Genomic DNA, 18,723 nt, shown 5'->3' with positions numbered 1-18,723 from the left:
GAATCGAGAACCTTAACAAAGTGAATGATCATGACGAAATTCAATTCCAGCCTCAAAAAGATACTCCCCCGGAAGCATGTTCCCCTGTGGCGACATGGAGATGTTTTGATCGCAGCCGTCTCAAAGATTCCACCAAAATTAAAAAAGCTCCCACACTGCATTCTGGCAGAAGGCGAACTGACCGGGCACATGCATCGCATTCAAGAGCGCGATGTGGCAGAGTTATTCGAAAGTGATCAAGACGACGGCGATCGCTACCTGGAAGTGACCGCGGAAAGTGCCACGCTCATTCATCAGGAACACGCGGCCATCGAATTACCTCAAGGCAAGTATCGCGTCTGGATTCAACGTGAATATTCTCCCGAAGCAATTCGCAGAGTCATCGATTAGCTCACGACCAAAAGCAATACAGAAAACCGAAACGGAGAATACCCGTATTCTGTTTTTATCAGCATCCATCGCTGATGACACCACATGAGACATTTCACACAAAAATGTTTCTACCGGGGGCCCTGCAATTCAAATCTTCAAAACGGACATCTGTGATATGAATTCAACCACGCTAAATAACAAAGATCAACTATCAGCAGGTATGAAATGCTACGAACTTGAAATCCCTGGTAGTGAGGTCACTCATCTCCCGGATGACATCCAAGTGGAGTATCGAATCAACCTGGATGGCTGCCGAAAACTGAAAACACTTCCCGATGGTTTGAAAACAGGAACCCTCATCCTTGCCGGCTGCACAGGACTCACACAACTTCCTGAAAATCTGGATGTCTGTTTTCTAAATATCAGCGATTGCCCTCAATTAACAGCATGGCCTCAACAAGGCAGAATCCGCTTTGGAAATCTCATCGCCCGAAATTGCACAAACCTGAAAGCGCTTCCCGACTGGTTGACTCGCATTTCACAATTGGACATCAGCGGCTGTACGTCTCTGACATCGCTTCCGGAACAATTGCAGATTTCCTCCTGGATTGACATCGCCCACACTGGGATTACCGAACTACCAGAGTCAATTGATGAATCACAACTACGCTGGCGGGGTGTTCCCATCAATCAGCGCATTGCTTTTCATCCAGAAGAAATTATGAGCGAAGAAATTCTCAGCGAACCCAACTCTGAACTTAGACGAGTCATGCTTGAACGGGTTGGCTTCGATCGCTTCTTTAAATCGGTCGAAGCAGAGGTTCTGGATACCGACCAGGACCCGGGTGGGAAACGGGAATTATTGAAAGTCCCATTAGAAGGAGACGAAGACCTTGTCTGCGTCTCTGTGAACTGTCCCTCCACAGACAGACGCTATATCATACGTGTCCCCCCCGATATGAAAACCTGTGCTCAAGCCATCGCCTGGACGGCCGGTTTTGATGACCCGGACGACTATCACCCGCTGGTTGAGACTTGAACTCTCTGGTAACCGGGGCTCTCTTTCAATAAGTCTTATCAGCACCTCTGCCAAAATGATCAATGCAAATTTGAATGCCATTCTGTTCGATCTTGATAACACGCTCATCGATCGTTCTACCGCCGTGCACGGCTACTTTTGCAGCCTTCTACAGCGTGCGGCACCACACCTCTCCCCTCGCGCTTCCCAACAGACACTTCAGGAAATCAAAGAACATGATCAGCTTGGCTATTCTGAACGCCTCGTTTTTTTTCAGTGGCTCGCCGATCACCATTTCCCGCATTGGACCTCGCAAGAACTCTGGAACGATTTTGCTGAAAACATGCCGCAATATATTCAGCCCGAACCGAATTGCCTTACACTACTCAACCAGTTACAACAACGGTATGCCCTGGCGGTCGTCACAAACGGATCTGTAAAAGTTCAACGCGCCAAGCTCAAGGCATCGCACATCGATCAACACATCGATCATATTTTCATCTCGGGAGAGACAGAATTTGAGAAACCAGACCCGCAATTATTCCAGCTGGCATTACAATCTCTTTCAGTTCCCAGCAAGCAGGCACTCTATATTGGAGATCATCCTCAGGCAGATATAGTCGGTGCCATCGATTCCGGTATGCAAGCCTGTTGGATCTCCCTGAATCGAGAATTCCCCGTTGAGTTACCGCAGCCACATTACCAGATTCCATCCGTTCATTCCCTCCGATCTTTATTACCATGATTAATGCCCGCACCTGCCTTGGAACGCACGATATCCTGTTCATCACGCTTGATTCGTTGCGCTACGATGTTGCGGTGACTGCACTCCAGAACGGCTTAACGCCTCATCTGGAAAGCCTGCTCCCGAAAACGGGTTGGGAGAAACGACACACGCCCGGGAACTTCACTTACGCCGCTCATCAGGCGTTTTTTGCAGGCTTCCTGCCCACTCCCATAGAGCCGGGGCGACATCCACGCCTGTTTGGTGTCGAGTTCCCCGGCAGTGAAACAACCACAGAGGAAACATGTCTGTTCCAGGCTCCCAATATCGTCGCCGGGTTTGCCCAACACAATTATCACACTCTCTGCATCGGCGGTGTCGGCTTTTTCAATCAGCAAAGCCCTTTAGGAAACACATTGCCAGATCTGTTTCAGGAAAGTCATTGGCATGAAACGTTTAGCGTTACCAATCGTTTTTCCACAAAACACCAGATCGACTGTATTCTGGACACGCTGCAGCAGCAATCATCCGAACAACGTCTGTTCTTGTTTCTGAACATTTCCGCCACACATCAACCGAGCTGTATTTTCACCGAGGATGCGACAGAAGATTCTACCGAAACGCAAGCCGCCGCGCTGGCTTATGCGGATTCGCAACTCCCTCCCCTGTTCGCCGCGATGCAGAAACGGGCGCCCCTGCTCTGTATTATCTGTTCCGATCATGGCACTGCCTTCGGTGAAGAGGGCTACTGGGGCCACCGCATTTCACACCCGGTTGTCTGGGAAGTCCCTTATCTTGAATGCCTCTTGCCGCAGAGAGGGGACCGGAAATGAACCAGCTTCAAAGCATGCTGCAGGACACTCCCTTTGTCTCATACAGCTATTCGTACCCACATAAATCTGCCTACCGCCCTTTTGATGCGGCACGTTCGATTCGCACGATCTGGGAAACAGAAAACCAGAATGCCCTCTCCCTGTATGTGCATCTGCCCTTTTGCGAGTACCGCTGCGGCTTTTGTAATCTGTTTACACTCTCAAACCCGCAAGGCGATCTTGCCGACCAGTATCTGCAACAACTTCAAATCCAGGCAGAGCAGATTCGCAAGCAACTTCCCCAGGCGCGCTTTTCCCAACTGGCGATCGGCGGAGGCACGCCCACCTGGCTGAATCGCCATGAACTGGATCAGTTGTTCGCGATTCTGACCAGCGAAATGCACTATCAACCCGGTGCCATCCCTGCTTGCATCGAAGCGTCACCCGCCACACTGACCTCTGAAAAAGTACAACTGTTGAAGGACTTTGGAATTGATCGATTGAGCATGGGGATTCAATCATTTTACGAACAGGAAACGCGGAATCTGGGCCGCCCGCAAAAACGGAAGGAAATCCATCAGGCACTGGATCTCATCAAAAACACGGGATTCTCGACGCTTAATCTCGATCTTATCTACGGCGCCGACGGTCAGACAGTGGATTCCTGGCTCGATTCGCTACAACAGGCCTTGGACTATCAGCCACAGGAGTTATATCTCTATCCGCTTTATGTGCGTCCTCTGACAGGTTTGGGAAGAAAGTTAAAGGACTGGGATGACCACCGGCTCACACTCTACCGCGCAGGTCGCGACTTTTTACTCAATCAAGGTTACGAACAACTTTCTTTGCGAATGTTCCGTGCCAAACATTCCAACTCACAAACTGACGTGCAGTATCAATGCCAGACTGACGGGATGCTCGGGTTGGGCTGTGGTGCCAGATCCTATACCACGGAGTTTCACTACTCGAACGAATACGCGGTCGGCCGCAGCAGTGTGGCTGCGATCATCGCCGATTTTCTGGACAAGGAACCCCAGTCGTTTGGTTTTGCCGAATATGGATTCCAGCTGGATCGAGAGGAACAACAAAGACGCTTCGTCATTCTGTCACTATTGCAGACTGACGGCTTATCGCGGCAATTTTATTCAGACCGATTCGGCGCAGACGTGTTAATTCACTTCCCGGAACTGAAGGAACTCCCCGGGCACCATCTGGCGACGATCACCGCCGATTCCATCACTTTGACATCAGCGGGCATGGAACGATCCGATACAATTGGTCCCTGGCTCTATTCTGAGAACGTTCAGCAACGCACCGAAAGTTTTCAATGTCTATGAAGCTCAGCATCCTCTATCGCGGGCCTTTATCCAGTTGCAATTACGATTGCCATTACTGCCCCTTCGCCAAAGTCCATGAAACGGCAGCCGAGTTGAAAACCGATCGACGGGCTCTCGAAAAGTTCGGCGACTGGATCTCAACCCGCAAACAGGACCGGCTCTCGATTTTCTTTACGCCGTGGGGCGAAGCGTTAACCAGACGCTGGTACCAGGAGGCCATCTGTCACTTAACAAGTCTGGACCAGATTGAAAAAGTCGTGGCACAAACAAATCTGTCTTACAATCTGGATTGGATCGAAAACGCAAACGCACAAAAGCTGGCCCTCTGGTGTACTTATCACCCCTCGCAGACGACACGCAAAAAATTCCTGTCTCAGTCACAACAGTTATCGCAACGGGGAATCTCACATAGCGTCGGAACAGTCGGACTCCCGGAAGACCTGGAAGAAATCGAGCAATTACGCCGAGAGCTCCCACCAGATATCTATTTATGGGTCAACGCCTATAAAAGTTCCGGCAAGAAATATAACGATGACACATTGAAACGATTCGAAACCATTGACCCCCTGTTTCAACTTAACACGCAATATCATTCGAGCCTGGGACGCAGTTGTCGCTGCGGGTCGAGTGTGATTTCTGTAGATGGCACCGGCACCATATTCCGCTGTCATTTTATGAAAGAGCCAATCGGAAATATTTACGAGTCTGATTTTGAATCCCATTTACAAGAAAGCCCCTGCACCAACCAGACTTGTGGCTGCCACATTGGATATGTACACATGGATGACTTGGAGCTTTACAGTGTCTTCCAGGAAGGAATACTGGAACGTATCCCCTTCCACTATCGACAAGTCTGAACCAGCTCTGCCTCCTTCTCAGGCATCAAGCAGCACTATTCTGCATTTTCAGGCGAAAAACGGCGTTTTAAACTTCAAAACTTAACGCAGGCTTCACGTCGGGGCTATTTACAAACCCCAGACGTCTCTGGCTATAATAGAGTTTAACCTTCCTGTTTCCCTCCTGTTACTTACTGGTTACAAAATACACAGAGGATCAAATGAACTGCGCTGTTTCTTCCAGCCTGTTAGCGCTGATTATACTGGCAAGTCTTGCATCTGCTTCAGCAGAAAAACCAAGCCAGGACCACATCCGCAAAATCCAGACCGCCGCGATCCAGAACAAGAAAAGCCCCGTCGCACATTGGGGCTTCGATCCTGAAAACTATACCCAGTGGTCAAACCATTCATTACGTCTGATTCCCGTCTATACCTTCGGTACCAAAGGGAAGCCGAACGGAATCGATCTGAATTCCTATACCGGTAAGAACAGCCCTTATCGCAGTGCAAAAGCTTTGGAAACCATTTACGGTTTCCTGCCTGAAAACAGTGTGAATCCCAAGGCCGACTACCTGGATCAAACCAATCTCTATGAAATCCAGCAGGCAGCCCTCAAAGCAGGAAAGAAGAATATCATCCTGTTTGTCTTCGATGGGATGGACTGGCAAACCACCAAAGCAGCCGCCCTGTATTATACCGGCAAAGACAATTACCAAGGCGGACGTGGCACCGGATTCCATTTCCAGGATTATCCCGCCGCGGGTACAACTCAGTTTGGCTTTATGGTAACGGCACCGCATAATGCGGGATCGAACGTCGACGTCAATCAGCAAAGCGTGACCAACCCCGGAGGCAAAATTCGTGGCGGCTACAACGCCCAAAAAGGTGGCCCGAACCCCTGGACTCCCGGTAACGATAAAAAATACCTGATTGGAAGTGCGAGCAACAATTACGGCGAACACGCTTATCCCGATTCCGCGAATACCGCCACATCAATGACAGCGGGAATCAAATCCTATAACAATGCCATCAATGTCGACCCTACGGGAGCCCCCGTCACGACGATTGCCCATCAGGCACAACAAAAAGGCTATTCGGTCGGCGTTGTCACCAGCGTTCCTATTACGCACGCCACACCGGCCGCCGCCTATGCTCATAACGTCAGCCGCAATGACTACCAGGACCTGGCCCGCGATCTGGTTGGGCAAACTTCGATTTCGCATCCCGAAGACCCGCTCCCAGGTCTCGACGTCGTTCTGGGTGGTGGCTTTGGCACAATTGAAAAACCATCGGGAGCAAAATCGCATGGGGAAAATTTCGTACCCGGCTGGAAATACATTTCCGAAGAAACGATGAAGAAAGCCGATGTCAAAAATGGAGGCAAATATTCGGTCGCCGTGCGGACTCCCAAGGTCAAAGGCAGCGAGGGACTGAAACAGGCCACAGAAAATGCCGTCAAGAATCATACCCGGCTGCTGGGTGTATATGGCGTCGAAAAATATGCTGCCCATCTCCCGTTCCAGACCGCCAACGGTGACTACCAACCCGCGGTCGGGTTAAAAAACAGCGCGGAAGTCTATTCCGCAGCAGATCGCCTGGAAAACCCCACACTGGCAGACATGACCGACTCCGCATTGCAAGTGCTCAGTCAAAATAAACAAGGCTTCTGGCTGCTGGTCGAAGCGGGCGACGTCGACTGGGCTAACCATGATAACAATCTCGATAACTCAATCGGAGCTGTCAAAAGTGGCGATGCCGCGTTCAAGGTGATTACGGACTGGGTCGAGAAAAACAGCAACTGGGACGAAACCGTCGTCATTCTCACCGCCGATCATGGCCACTATCTGCACCTCGATCAACCTCAGGCCTTGATCCCTCCAAAACAGGAAAAGCAATAGATCTGAGAGGCTCAGTTTGCCTGCAGTTTGCCGGCTGTGGGAGTCAGCAAGCCGGCATCCAGCATTAACTGAACCAGCTTTTGCGCCACTGGCCCCGCTACGCGGCTACCCGAGCCGCCATGTTCAATCACAACTGCAAAGGCATACTTTGGTCGCTCTGCAGGTACAAAACCCGCAAACCAGGCGTGGTCATTTTTCCCGCCACCGGTCTCCGCCGTTCCCGTCTTACCGGCAATGGTAATTTCTTTCATCCGCACCGTTTTATAACCCGTTCCCCGAGGGTGGGCGACCACATTGATCAACCCCTCGCGGACCCGCTCCAGTGTGCCAGGATGAATGCCACTCACATAACGACGAGGATGTGAAATCATCTGTCGCGTGGTCGTAGAGGATTCTGCGGAAGGCACGATACTGTGCCCCAGATGTGGCACAATCAGTTCTCCGTCATTGGCGACCACCGCCATCAAGCGGGCGATCTGTAACGGAGTCACCGTCAAACGCGACTGACCGATGGCGATCCCCAATGTATCGCCGGGATACCAGGGAGCGCTTCCTTTTTTCTTTTTTGTGGAAGGATCAGGCAGGTGCCCGCCTCGTTCGCCGGGAATGTCGATGCCCGTCGGTTTGCCAAAGCCCAGTTGACTGGCCCAATGGCAAATCATTTCCGGTCCCATTGTGCGGGCGGCCTGAAAGAAATACACATTGCAGGACTGACATAACGCCTGCGTCAGATTGATATCATTATGCCCGACACCATAATGGCGATAAATATAATCGCGGTGCCGATCAGGTCGATCCAGATAACCGCGACAGGCATAAGATTCATCCGGATCAATTTTGCCGCTTTCCAGTAGCGCGATTGAAGTTAGTGTTTTAAACGTCGACCCGGGAGGCAGCATCATCTGTGTCGCCCGCGGAAACAAGGGACGTTTGGGATCATTCAGCACAGCCTGCCACTCTTCAGGCGAGGGACTCAATAACAAGTTCAAATCGTAGCGCGGCGCAGACGCGGTCGCAACAATCGCACCGGTTCGCACATCCAATACCACCACACAACCGCCCGAGGAAACATCGAGCGCAGTCTCCGTATTCTCATCCGCAGGCTGTTGTAAATCGGATAAAGTCTGATCCAGCAACTTTTGAGTCTGCCCCTGAATCTGGGTATTCAAAGTCAGTACAACATCATCGCCCGACTTGGGTTCACGAATCACCTCGGTGCGAATAATCTCTCCCTGCCGGTTTTTGACCACCCGCTTCAACCCACGCAGCCCACGCAAATAACGGTCGTATGTTCGCTCGACTCCCATCTTCCCGATCCGATCTCCCTCCCGGTAATCGAGCGGATCTCCTTCCGGGAACCGTTGCTTACGAGCAGCCAGCATCTTTTCATCAATGCGATGACGAATGCCGATTTCATGCGGCGCGATCGTCTTCTGCGGATACTCACGTAACGTCGCAATTTGAATATTAATTCCCGGGAACCGCTCCGGATGTGCCGAAATGGCCAACGCAATTTCGCGTGGGATGCCTGATGTAATCGTGTGATAATCAAGTTCCTCGCGCACCACAATCCGGTCGCGTTGCGGACGACGAGGAGGCCGCGTCAGTGTCTCTTTCAAAAGGTTCCAGAACTCTGTCAGATGATCTTGTGCATCGACCGTTTCAGGTTCCCTAGACGTGCTCACAGATTGCGATGCCGTCTGTTTGCTCAACGCACGCTGATTTACACTTTCAATGATCGTTTCCACCCGTTGTTGAATCTGCTGGCGAGACTCTGCTAACTCATCCGAGGTCGAATGCATCACCAGTGCTAACTCATCCCACAATTGCTGACGGCGTGCTAACACCTGTTCTTTGGCGGCTTCGACCTGATCTTGTTTGCGACGATCAACCGGTTCCAGAAGCATCAAAGCCTGCTGTTTTAGCCAGCGTTTGTTCGGCGGTTCCTCGAGCCAGCGATAATGCGCCTGCAGATCGAAGCGTTCGACATCCATCGCCAACACGCGGCCATCAAGGGACACGATCCGCCCGTCGCGACTGGGAATCGTTTCAAACGATTCGGTCGTCCGACCAAACTGAGAATAAAAATGCTCTGCATTCATCATCTGGATAAACAGCAGACGCCCACTCACCGCCAACAACGGCGCAATCAGGATTAATCCCAGCAGAAAGACCCGCACGCCGGGCAGACGATCCACCTGAAACGACTGCCCTCTCGCATCGTTTTCTGAACTCAGATGATCATTGCCGGGCCGATTTCGCATGGGAATAAAAGGTTACTCTGAAGGAGATCTGGAAGGGAAACACAATCAGTGGGAGTAGCGACTTTCATAGCCGGTTCCCTGATGCAGATTCTGCTCAAAATCAAGGGGCACCAACCTCAGAACGAGTTTGAACGAGATGAGAAGAGCAAGTCCCGCCACCGCAGTATAGAGCGCATTTCCGACTGTCTGCTGTGCCAACAAAGTCAGATCGGGTAAGGCCTGCGTTTCCAGTCGATTTAGGATTTGAAACAGACTGTCAAAGATAAATGCGAATGCCGCCATCAGGACAAAGCGACTGATCAGTGAACGGATCTGAAAATGAATCTGGATGCGGTACGCCAGCCAGATCAGCCCCGTCAGTAATACAATGCCCGTGCCCGGAATCGCTGCATCGAAAGTCTCACAGATGAGCCCTGTCACGATCGCCCACAGAAAAACCCGCGGATCACGGTACCAGAACAAAGCAAAGCACAATACCAGCAGCAGCAAGTTGGGATGACTCCCCGCAACGTCCCCATTGGGCACAAAGCTGATCTGAGCGATCAGCATAAGATAACCGAAGATCAATAAACTGAATAATTTCACGAGTTCGTTCCTTCCTCAGTTCGTCAGCATCCGCCGCGGATTGATAATCTGCCGGAGTACACTCACCTGTTTGACATCCGAAAGTGTGACCGCCGGCTCAACAATGATTTTCCAGTAAGGAGCGCCTCGGGGAAGTTCGGCTTCGATCACGCGACCGTAATACATCGGTTGCCCCAAAGTCGATTGCATATTCAGCGGCAGTTCCCGATCGACTTCGCCCGTATACACTTCCTGTCCCACCTGAATCGATTCGGTCGGTGGAATCTGCATTAACTGGCATCTTCCTTCCCCCAGTCCCACCAGAATTCCATCGGTGCCCCATTGCAATCCCTGGTCCGTCTTGCGGGCAATCCGCGCCGATCCGCGATACTTCACCGACGTGATCGGTATCAGACTGCTCGTCCAGCGTCCGACTTCGCTGATTTTTCCAATCACCGCCTTCCCGGCATATAGTGAATAGCCGGCTTTCACTCCTTGTTCGGCGCCCTGATCAATCAACGGCAAATCGGACTGCAGCACGAACGAAGATTCATGCACTCCCTGCGCCTGCCCCTGATTCAGTAGTTGCCCTTCTCTTAACAGGGCAATTGATGACTCACCCAAAATATGAGCAGAGATCAAATCCGGCACCAGCAGACGTTCGCTCACCTGTGTCTGGTAGTCGGGAGCCCCCGTTTGCTTCAGCTGCTGCAGTTCTTCGGATAACTGCAGAGTCTGTAACTCAAGCCGCCGATTTTCCTGCTCTGCTTTCGACAATTTCGATTCGAGTTGTTGAGCGAGCGACGTGTCCTCTGTTACTTTGGTGGCCGGTAACTCCCAGTCTTTGATCTGCTGAACCAGTACCAGCCCCGGTTTCGCAGCATCACGTACCAGACTGTAGACGCGGCTCGAATAGGCAGACGGCACCGCATACAGGCCGATACCGGTCAGCATCGCTAGTAATACCAGCTTGATCTCCGATGAGCGCATCTCACGTTTCATAAACTGCGGCCCGTCCCTTTAAAAATCGCCTTCACCATTGTCGAAAGCGTGTCGCCATTGACTCAAGTGTTCCAGGCAAATCGCAGTTCCCCGCGCCACAGTCCGCAGCGGATCTTCATCCACACGCACTGGAATTCCCAATTGCTCGGTCATGTAATAATCAAGCCCCCGCAGCAAAGCACCGCCGCCCGTGAGCACCATTCCGTTATCCGCCAGATCTGCCACCAGTTCCGGCTTACATTGTTCGATGGTCTGCTTACAGCAATTCAAGATCGCTTCCAAAGGTCCATGCAACGCATCGCGAAGTTCTTCGCTGGTCACGATGGCTTTCCGGGGAATACTGCTGATGATATCCAAGCCTTTGACTTCGCCCGTCAATTCCTGTTCCAGCGGATACGCACTCCCCAGTTCCAGTTTGAGTTCTTCTGCCGTCTGCACGCCCATCCGCAATGAGAAATGCTGTTTCATATATTCCACAATGGCTTCATCGCATTTATCGCCGCCAATCCGAACCGAATTGCTGACAACGGTATCGCCCAGACTCATGATGGCGACTTCACTGGTCCCGCCACCAATGTCGCAGACCATACTTGCCATCGGTTCGGAAATCGGTAAACCGGCGCCAATCCCCGCCGCCTTCGACTCTTCAATCAGGTACACACGGCCCGCACCGGCGCGTTCCGCACTATTGAACACAGCCCGTTTTTCAACCGGCGTAATACTGCCCGGCACGGCAATCACGACCCGTGGTCTCAGCCCGCGAGAATGATGGCGGGCTTTGTGAATAAAATAACGCAGCATCGACTCGCAGAGTTCAAAGTCGGTGATCACACCCTCTTTCAGAGGACGGACAGCGATGATGCTGTCGGGCGTGCGGCCCAGCATCTGCTTAGCCAGTTTGCCGACTGCGGTTCCTTTTCCCAGAATCTTGCGGCTACCCTTATGCAGGGCCACCACCGAGGGTTCATCCAGCGCAATCCCCTCGCCCTGGATCGCGACGATGGTATTCGCCGTTCCCAGATCGATCGCCAAGTCAGGACAGAGCCATTGACGTAAACGGTGCAGCATCCTTGCACTACCGCTTCTTAAGGAAAAGAGTAAACTGCGGAAACAGAAACCAGCGGCAATCTCAGACACCGACCGCTGAGAAGCCTGCTATTCACAAAACATCCTGTTAAGATTGGGAAAATGTATTCGAGATGGTGAGTTTCTGCAAGATGCAGTTTTGAAACCGCCCCCCATCAGATAAAACAGGAAGATTTGGTAACCCTGGTTAGTCTTGCCAGATTTGGATTCCCCCCATTCGATGCTATAATTGAGAAAAATCCATTAAAAGAGAGTGAACCGCCCCCCTATGTATGATTCGGACGATGAAGAAGAAATTGAAAACACCACTGCGCAAGAACAACAATTCTTCATCCTGGGCGGTTCCCTGTTTTCGATTGCCTTTATCGTCATTGCCTTTGGCGTCGGCTGGGTCCTGGGAGTCAGTCCGCTACAAAATCTGAACTGGAGCTGGCCCGATCTCGGCATCGGAGTCGCTGCAGCGATGCCCATGTTCCTGTTTTTTCTGTTTGCCGTCCGCACGCGCATTCCAGCATTTCAAAAGATCAAACAGTTCCTGCTGGATGAGCTCGGCCCGCGAATTGAACATGGCTCGATTCTGGAACTGTTCATTCTCTGCATTTTTATCGGCCTGGGAGAAGAGATGCTGTTTCGGGGTGTTCTACAGTCATGGGCAACTCAATACGGCGTCGTTTTTGCCATCGTCTTCACAAGCATGCTATTTGGAATTGTCCACTCCATCACCCGTCTGTACGTGATCGTCGCCACGCTGATGGGCGTTTACCTGAGCCTGCTGCTCGTCTTTTTCTCACCCCAGAATCTGCTGATCCCGATCACCACGCACACCATCTACGACTTCCTCTGCTTTATCACCATCATGCGCCTGTACCGTCAGCAGGTGATCGCCGCGCATCCTGAAGTTTAGATCGAGACCGAGTGTGGCCGCTTATTTTGCTTCCAGCAACTTTCTCAGTTTCTCGCGGCCTGCTTTTTCCTTCAGGTTGAATTTACCCACAACATTGCCCTTTCGATCGATCACAATGGAACTCGGAAAGCCGTCAATGCCGTAGTCGACGCTCATTTTCGAATTGGCAACCGGTTCTCCGCCGGGCGAGTAAGGCAATTTTCGCAGTCGTGTCAGGGCCACCGGAAACGTAATTTCTCTCCCCTTCCAGACATTCTTTTGAATCTTGGTCAGTTTCTCATTCATCGCTTTGACCGAAGTCACCTCGTCATCTTCCCCATACGGTGTATGAATGCCGATGATCACCAGATCTTCATTCGCAAACTCGTCTTGTAATTTGAAGAGTTCCGGAATCCCGGAGTAAACACAAGGACCACACCACCAGCCCCAGAACTCCAGAATAACGACTTTGCCGCGTAACTCCGACAGCTTGACAGGCGGGCCATTTTTCCATTCCACGACATTGACTATTTCCGGAGCGGGCTTGCCTTCAAGCATAATCCACTTTTTAGCATCAGCATCTACCGTTCCTGCATCGAATTCTGTTTGTCCCTGCTTGATCACGATTGATTTTTCCACCGGGCTAATATGCGCCCCGTGGCCCACGATGGTAAACGCTCCTGGCGGCAGGAAGAAATGAAGTGTCGAATCCGGCCCATTACACCATTGACACATCAGATTCTCGAAAGCACTGACCCCTTGAATCCGACCGAGCTTTTTCCCTTTCGATTTCAGTTGGCTACATTCGATCTGCCAGGTGACATGACATTCGGGATACATCGTCAGGACCAGTGGCGACTTTTTGTCCTGAATGAGATCCGTGCGTTTGACGGCAACGAGTCTCCGCCCAGCATGGCGCGCATAGATCATACCACGATATTTGTCTGGATCGAAAAATTGAAGCATTCCATTGGAATCTGATTTAAGCTCGAAATGCCCAAAATTCCAGTCGGCGACATGCTCGTTATTAAAGCCTTTAAAAATGGAAAACATCCCTGTCTGTGCGCCCGCAACAGGTTTGCCCTGTTCGTCGATCAGTTGCACCGTGAGAAACGGTTTGACTTCGGAACTCGCCACTTTTTTCTCATCGTCTGCATATACGACGCCTGAAAAAAGTAATGTGGTTACCAACATGAAATAGTTGAATCCGAGTCGCATCACATTCTCCGAAAAATGTCCCGTTGGTATTGAAACCCTCTCTGCAGACAGTCATTCAAGCAACTTTTGTCTATCATATCAATTTTTTTACAAATCCCACTCGTACCGGACAATAGAACCCATAAAAAAACAGGACGAGCATGCAGAGCTCGTCCTGTTTATTAATTTAACGTCCGTTTCAGTTTTACTTTTTCTTTGAAGTCTTCGGAATTTTCGGATCTCGCTTCAAGGGTAGTGAAACCTGTTTTCCAGTCCAGGAAGACTGATAAATCGCCAGAATGATTTCCACACTCTTACGACCATCATTCCCGTCAACCAAAGGCTTCTTGCCTGTTTTGATCGATTTGATAAAGTCTTTCAACTGTTCCATATGACCGGCATAGGAAATTGCTGAGGGATCGCTGGCACCGCCGGTATTGCCGCTCTTTTTCGCCAGATCCGTGCGAATTTTCTTGTCGCGGGCATTCTCTTTTGAGAACTCCCAGTGCAAAACATCGTCCTGCTCGATAATCACAGTTCCCTCCGTACCGGAGATTTCTGTTTTCTTGAGCAGACCGGGATAGACGCTGGTGGTGGCTTCAATCACGCCGAGCGCCCCATTTTTGAAGCGAATCGTCGCAACGCCCGTATCTTCTACTTCGATGCGTTTATGAGCCAGTGTGCCGGTCATCCCGTTCACGTCGGCAACTTCACCCATGAACCAGTATAAGAGATCGACATTATGAATCGCCTGATTCATATACGCACCACCCCCATCCAGTTGCCAGGTACCACGCCATCCGCCGCTGTCGTAATATTCCTGTGTTCGCCACCATTTGACATAGGTATCACCAAGTGTCAGTTTGCCGAAGCGACCTTTCTCGATCGCTTTTTTCAATTCCTGATTCGCAGCTCCGAAGCGGGACGGCATGATGGTTGCCAGCTGAACCTTATTTTTCTTGCAGGCGTCGATGATCGCATCACAACGCTTCAGTGTTATTTCCAGCGGCTTTTCAACGACCACGTGCTTGCCCGCTTTGGCTGCGGCGACCGCCGGGTCCATATGTGCTCCACTGGGAGTGCAGATGCTGACGACATCCACAGCGGGGTCTGCCAGCATCTCATCTAAATCATGATAGGGCGTGCAACCATTCGCTTCTGCAAATTTATCAGCCGATCCTGCAAATCGATCAAAGCAGGCGACCAGCTTGGCGCCCCGAATCTCTTCGAGCGCCTTTGCATGAAAATTCGAAATCATGCCACAGCCGACAATTCCAAAACCTGTTGCCATAACTGTTGCTTTCTGTAGTACGTCAAAAAAGTGACTGTCTCTCCCATGTGAAACACGGGATCCGAGAACATAAAGTATCTTAATTAAGTGGCTCAACCAACGTTTTACGAAGTATTGTCGGCGATTGCAACGCGCGCCGAATCATTTCCCCTGTTTGCCCCTGAAACCGGCCAGGCTACGCACAAAACAATCTTAATCTACCAGTTCGACCTGACAGAACCGTTTCCTGCCCACCCAGAGCAACAGCCCCGACTCTACCGCGATCGCCTGATCATGGGCATCGATCAGTATTTTCTCTTCGCCCATCTTGGCACCCTTTTGTTGAATCGAACGCCGGGCTTCGCTAGTGGATGTACACAACCCGGCTTCTTTCAACAAATTCGCAGCAGGTAAGGTCCCATCCTCGTTCAGCTTTGACTTGGATAGTGTGACCACGGGGATCTCTGCCGGCATCCCGCCCGAACCGATCTCCCGTTGCCAGCGCTGAGCCGCTTCTTCTGCTTCAGCAGCATCGTGGTACTCGGTGATAATCGTTTTCGCCAGTTGCACCTTGGCTTCTTTGGGGTGCCCTTGAAGAATGGTCTTCACTTCTTCAAGAGGAAAGTCGGTCAACAGTTCATAAAACATCGGCATACTATCATCGGAAAGCTGCATGAACTTTTTCATCATTTCATACGGCGCTTCGCTGATGCCAATGTAATTCCCCAGGCTCTTGCCCATCCGCCGCACACCATCGGTGCCCACCAGAATCGGCGACATCACACTCACCTGCTGCTTCAATCCCTGATCTTTCTGCAAATCGCGGGCCAGCATAAACGAGTAGAGCTGCTCGGTGCCCCCCAGTTCAATGTCTGCTTTAATTTCAACAGAATCCCAGGCCTGCATAATCGGGTACAAACATTCGTGCAGATAAATGGCTGCTTCTTCACGATACCGCTTGGAAAAATCATCGCGCGTCAGCAACTGGGCCACTGTCACTTTGCTGCAGAGTTCCAGAATATCGGCAAAATTCATTTTGCTGAACCAGTCACCGTTCCGGACGACTTCGGCCTGCTCCAGATCAATCACTTTCCCGACCTGATTGAGATAATCGACCGCATTCGCTTCCACCTGTTCGGCTGTGAGACGCGCCCGGGTTTCATCCCGACCACTGGGATCTCCTACGAGTGCCGTATAATTTCCGATAATAATCACTGCCTGATGCCCCAGTTCCTGAAACTGACGCATCTTCCGCATCGGAACCGTATGTCCTAAATGGAGGTCAATCCCTGTTGGGTCAATGCCGTATTTCACCCGCAGAGGGATTCCAGACTCTCGACTCCATTTTAATTTTTCCGCCAGTTCCTGTTCAGGAACGATCTTCTCAACACCACGACGGATGACAGCCAATTGCTCTTCCACAGGCAAAAATTGCATTGAACGTACCAGACTCTTCTCTTATATAAATGGTTCTGAAAAAGGGGTTTCGCCCATTTTGTCGACTCATGCCACGAGCGTCAATCTAGGCAGCAGAATCGAGGTCAGTTATTTAACAACGATTTGTCCAATGAATGCCTCTCCCAATCAGGTCCGCCTTTGATCAGCAGCAAAACACCGGGCAGAGAGAATCAACGGACTCAATCTTGTGGGTTTTACAAAATGCCGGAAATTTCCCCTGTACACAGAAAGAATGACATTGATACAACTCCTTTAAATCAGTTACAAGAATCGTATCATAAACGCGCCTCAGATTGATTGAATATCCGACACGCCCTCCCCCTCAATCTCAAAACTAAGCCTGTCTTTCAATGGACATTTCAAATATTTTACAATTCAAACAGGATCAGGAATTTTCAAAACTCCTGCACCATGATAATTATATCGACCTCACCAAAGCCGCCCTCGAACTGGCCCGCGATAACCAGCCCGACCTGCAATTTGAGCCCGTTCTGATCTGGATTCGATCTCGGGCCTGTGAACTTTCCGGTCGTGTCGCACTGGCCAACGATGATCGAACACTGGTGCAAAATTTCGTAGACTGCCTGGCAAAACAGCACGGACTCATGGGGAACGCTGCCTGCTATCATCAGCCGGAAGGCAGCTACTTAAACCACGTGATTGAAACCAAACAGGGACTGCCGATTGCACTCTCGCTCATTTATATGGCAGTCGGAAAAGAGCTGGGAATTGAGATTCACGGAGTCGCTGCGCCCATCCAATTCCTCGTGCGTTACGAAACACATGCGGGTCCGTTATTTGTTGATCCTTATGCCAAAGGAGCCATCTATAACGAACAGGAGTGTATCGAACGGTTGGCTGAACTGGGAGATTTTCCCCACAACCAGCTCATCAGACTCTTAAAGCCGGCCAGCCATCGGGAAATTATCGTCCGCATGCTGATGAATCTCAAACGCATTCACGAAGAACGCCAGGATTATCAGAGCGCCTGGAATGTACAGCGACGCCTGTTTGCACTCAGCCCGCTGTCGAACAAACACAAAAAAGATCTGGCAGCGCTCAGCTTTAAAACAAAACAACTGAGCCTTGCTGTGGAACTGCTTGAAAGCTGCCTGAAGAGCTGCCCGATTTCCGAACAGGATGATATCAAACTGATGCTGCAAAAAGTTCACGCAGAACTGGCAAAATGGAACTGACATCGGGCAAACCGCCTGAGTCCAGTTTACAAACTGCTTACGCAACCTTTATTTTTGTCTGATATAGAAATTTGCCGCCGCTCTGAAACGTCTGACTTTCAGAAAAGCGACTCCAGGCCAGGCGGACGACGAGAAACTCCTTCACCGATTTATTCAAATCAAAGGTCACAGCAACTTCACGTGAATAGATGGGGGAAAGGTGTGAAAAGGAAATCCCCTCGATCGATAGATTGCGGCCTTCCACAACCTCGATGTCGGATTCCAGTTTTTTCGTTTTTGAATCGATCATCGCCAGACCAATCGAACGCTCCAGAGGAATCCGATGCCATTTACGGCTGCTGATAGTTGCGGGCTCCAGATACCAACTGGCGACAATTGTATCCGCCAGTTTATTCAGTTCGGGAATCCGTCGCAGGCAGGGAAATTTTTTTGTTTCGCGTAAAAACGCTTCGCGTTTGTCAAACTTAAACTCCGGTGCCCTGAACTCTTCTGAATCGCGCGACGTGACTTCTCTCTCGCATGCACTTAAGATTTGCCCCATTGAACCTGCTCTTTATAAACGTACTAAACTAGAAAACTGATCGAAGCTGTCAGGAATTCATGAAATGAGTTCCCAACCTCTTTGCAGAAAAGTGCTGACTTAAGAAATGATGCTGGGGAGTTTCAGGGAGAGAGATAACTTTAATTTACCCTCAAAAGAATTCATCGTCAAATTTCGATGTGATATGATTCCTGGACGATCTGTCTGACTTCAGCAATAATCACCCCAAACGGAATAACCGATTGCCTCTCGTCACAATTCCGGA

At 50.7% G+C, this 18,723-nt stretch carries 17 protein-coding genes; 9 read left to right on the top strand and 8 right to left on the bottom strand.

The annotated features are described in order from the left end of the window. Window positions 1–30: 30 nt before the first annotated feature. The 7 genes from Pan241w_RS02870 (at window position 31) to Pan241w_RS02840 (ending at window position 6,997) form a co-directional block, all read left to right on the top strand. The gene (locus Pan241w_RS02870; protein WP_145210690.1) at window positions 31–390 is read left to right on the top strand and encodes a hypothetical protein; all 360 of its coding nucleotides are present in this window, start codon (window positions 31–33) and stop codon (window positions 388–390) included. A 157-nt stretch (window positions 391–547) separates the two neighbouring features. Further along, the gene (locus tag Pan241w_RS02865; protein ID WP_145210686.1) at window positions 548–1,411 is read left to right on the top strand and encodes a DUF6745 domain-containing protein; all 864 of its coding nucleotides are present in this window, start codon (window positions 548–550) and stop codon (window positions 1,409–1,411) included. 55 nt (window positions 1,412–1,466) lie between these two features. Further along, the gene (locus Pan241w_RS02860) at window positions 1,467–2,135 is read left to right on the top strand and encodes an HAD family hydrolase (protein WP_198000292.1); all 669 of its coding nucleotides are present in this window, start codon (window positions 1,467–1,469) and stop codon (window positions 2,133–2,135) included. Next, the gene (locus tag Pan241w_RS02855; RefSeq protein WP_145210681.1) at window positions 2,132–2,947 is read left to right on the top strand and encodes an STM4013/SEN3800 family hydrolase; all 816 of its coding nucleotides are present in this window, start codon (window positions 2,132–2,134) and stop codon (window positions 2,945–2,947) included. Before Pan241w_RS02860 ends, Pan241w_RS02855 begins: the two co-directional genes overlap by 4 nt. After that, window positions 2,944–4,263, top strand: a complete 1,320-nt coding sequence (locus tag Pan241w_RS02850; protein WP_145210678.1) for an STM4012 family radical SAM protein — start codon at window positions 2,944–2,946, stop codon at window positions 4,261–4,263. Before Pan241w_RS02855 ends, Pan241w_RS02850 begins: the two co-directional genes overlap by 4 nt. Then, window positions 4,254–5,120 carry an STM4011 family radical SAM protein gene (locus Pan241w_RS02845; RefSeq protein WP_198000291.1) on the top strand — a complete coding sequence of 289 codons (867 nt, stop codon included), beginning with the start codon at window positions 4,254–4,256 and terminating at the stop codon, window positions 5,118–5,120. The genes Pan241w_RS02850 and Pan241w_RS02845 overlap by 10 nt, the downstream gene beginning before the upstream one ends. A 200-nt stretch (window positions 5,121–5,320) precedes the next feature. After that, window positions 5,321–6,997, top strand: coding sequence for an alkaline phosphatase (locus tag Pan241w_RS02840; protein ID WP_145210675.1), 1,677 nt, complete (start codon window positions 5,321–5,323; stop codon window positions 6,995–6,997). Between the two features lie 11 nt (window positions 6,998–7,008). Here the strand turns inward: Pan241w_RS02840 and Pan241w_RS02835 are convergent, their stop codons facing one another. Genes Pan241w_RS02835 through Pan241w_RS02820 form a run of 4 tightly spaced genes read right to left on the bottom strand, consistent with a single transcriptional unit; the run spans window position 7,009 to window position 11,895 of the window. Continuing rightward, window positions 7,009–9,261, bottom strand: a complete 2,253-nt coding sequence (locus tag Pan241w_RS02835) for a penicillin-binding transpeptidase domain-containing protein (RefSeq protein WP_145210672.1) — start codon at window positions 9,259–9,261, stop codon at window positions 7,009–7,011. Between the two features lie 45 nt (window positions 9,262–9,306). Next, entirely contained in the window at window positions 9,307–9,846 is a 540-nt protein-coding gene (locus Pan241w_RS02830; RefSeq protein WP_145210669.1) for a hypothetical protein, read from the bottom strand. 15 nt (window positions 9,847–9,861) lie between these two features. Then, window positions 9,862–10,815 carry a rod shape-determining protein MreC gene (mreC, locus tag Pan241w_RS02825; RefSeq protein WP_198000290.1) on the bottom strand — a complete coding sequence of 318 codons (954 nt, stop codon included), beginning with the start codon at window positions 10,813–10,815 and terminating at the stop codon, window positions 9,862–9,864. A gap of 30 nt (window positions 10,816–10,845) precedes the next feature. After that, window positions 10,846–11,895, bottom strand: coding sequence for a rod shape-determining protein (locus tag Pan241w_RS02820; protein ID WP_145210664.1), 1,050 nt, complete (start codon window positions 11,893–11,895; stop codon window positions 10,846–10,848). A 286-nt stretch (window positions 11,896–12,181) separates the two neighbouring features. Between Pan241w_RS02820 and Pan241w_RS02815 the strand changes: the two genes are divergently transcribed. Further along, window positions 12,182–12,817, top strand: coding sequence for a CPBP family intramembrane glutamic endopeptidase (locus Pan241w_RS02815; protein ID WP_145210661.1), 636 nt, complete (start codon window positions 12,182–12,184; stop codon window positions 12,815–12,817). Window positions 12,818–12,838: 21 nt separating this feature from the next. Here the strand turns inward: Pan241w_RS02815 and Pan241w_RS02810 are convergent, their stop codons facing one another. From Pan241w_RS02810 to tyrS, 3 genes are all read right to left on the bottom strand, one after another. After that, the gene (locus Pan241w_RS02810) at window positions 12,839–14,014 is read right to left on the bottom strand and encodes a TlpA family protein disulfide reductase (RefSeq protein ID WP_145210658.1); all 1,176 of its coding nucleotides are present in this window, start codon (window positions 14,012–14,014) and stop codon (window positions 12,839–12,841) included. A gap of 184 nt (window positions 14,015–14,198) precedes the next feature. Continuing rightward, window positions 14,199–15,284: a Gfo/Idh/MocA family protein gene (locus Pan241w_RS02805; protein ID WP_145210654.1), complete on the bottom strand. Its 1,086-nt coding sequence runs from the start codon at window positions 15,282–15,284 to the stop codon at window positions 14,199–14,201. Window positions 15,285–15,476: 192 nt separating this feature from the next. After that, complete coding sequence (gene tyrS / locus Pan241w_RS02800; protein WP_145210651.1) at window positions 15,477–16,700, bottom strand: tyrosine--tRNA ligase; 1,224 nt, start codon at window positions 16,698–16,700, stop codon at window positions 15,477–15,479. A gap of 371 nt (window positions 16,701–17,071) precedes the next feature. Here tyrS and Pan241w_RS02795 point away from each other — a divergent pair, with 371 nt between their 5' ends. Beyond that, window positions 17,072–17,917: a SirB1 family protein gene (locus Pan241w_RS02795; RefSeq protein ID WP_145210649.1), complete on the top strand. Its 846-nt coding sequence runs from the start codon at window positions 17,072–17,074 to the stop codon at window positions 17,915–17,917. A 37-nt stretch (window positions 17,918–17,954) separates the two neighbouring features. Here Pan241w_RS02795 and Pan241w_RS02790 read toward each other — a convergent pair whose 3' ends face one another. Further along, the gene (locus tag Pan241w_RS02790; protein WP_145210646.1) at window positions 17,955–18,458 is read right to left on the bottom strand and encodes a hypothetical protein; all 504 of its coding nucleotides are present in this window, start codon (window positions 18,456–18,458) and stop codon (window positions 17,955–17,957) included. Window positions 18,459–18,723 lie beyond the last annotated feature (265 nt).

The sequence above is a fragment of the Gimesia alba genome, assembly GCF_007744675.1.
Classification (GTDB): Bacteria; Planctomycetota; Planctomycetia; order Planctomycetales; family Planctomycetaceae; genus Gimesia; species Gimesia alba.
Note: the sequence above shows the minus strand (reverse complement) of the source record. Positions and strands in the feature narration are given on the sequence as shown.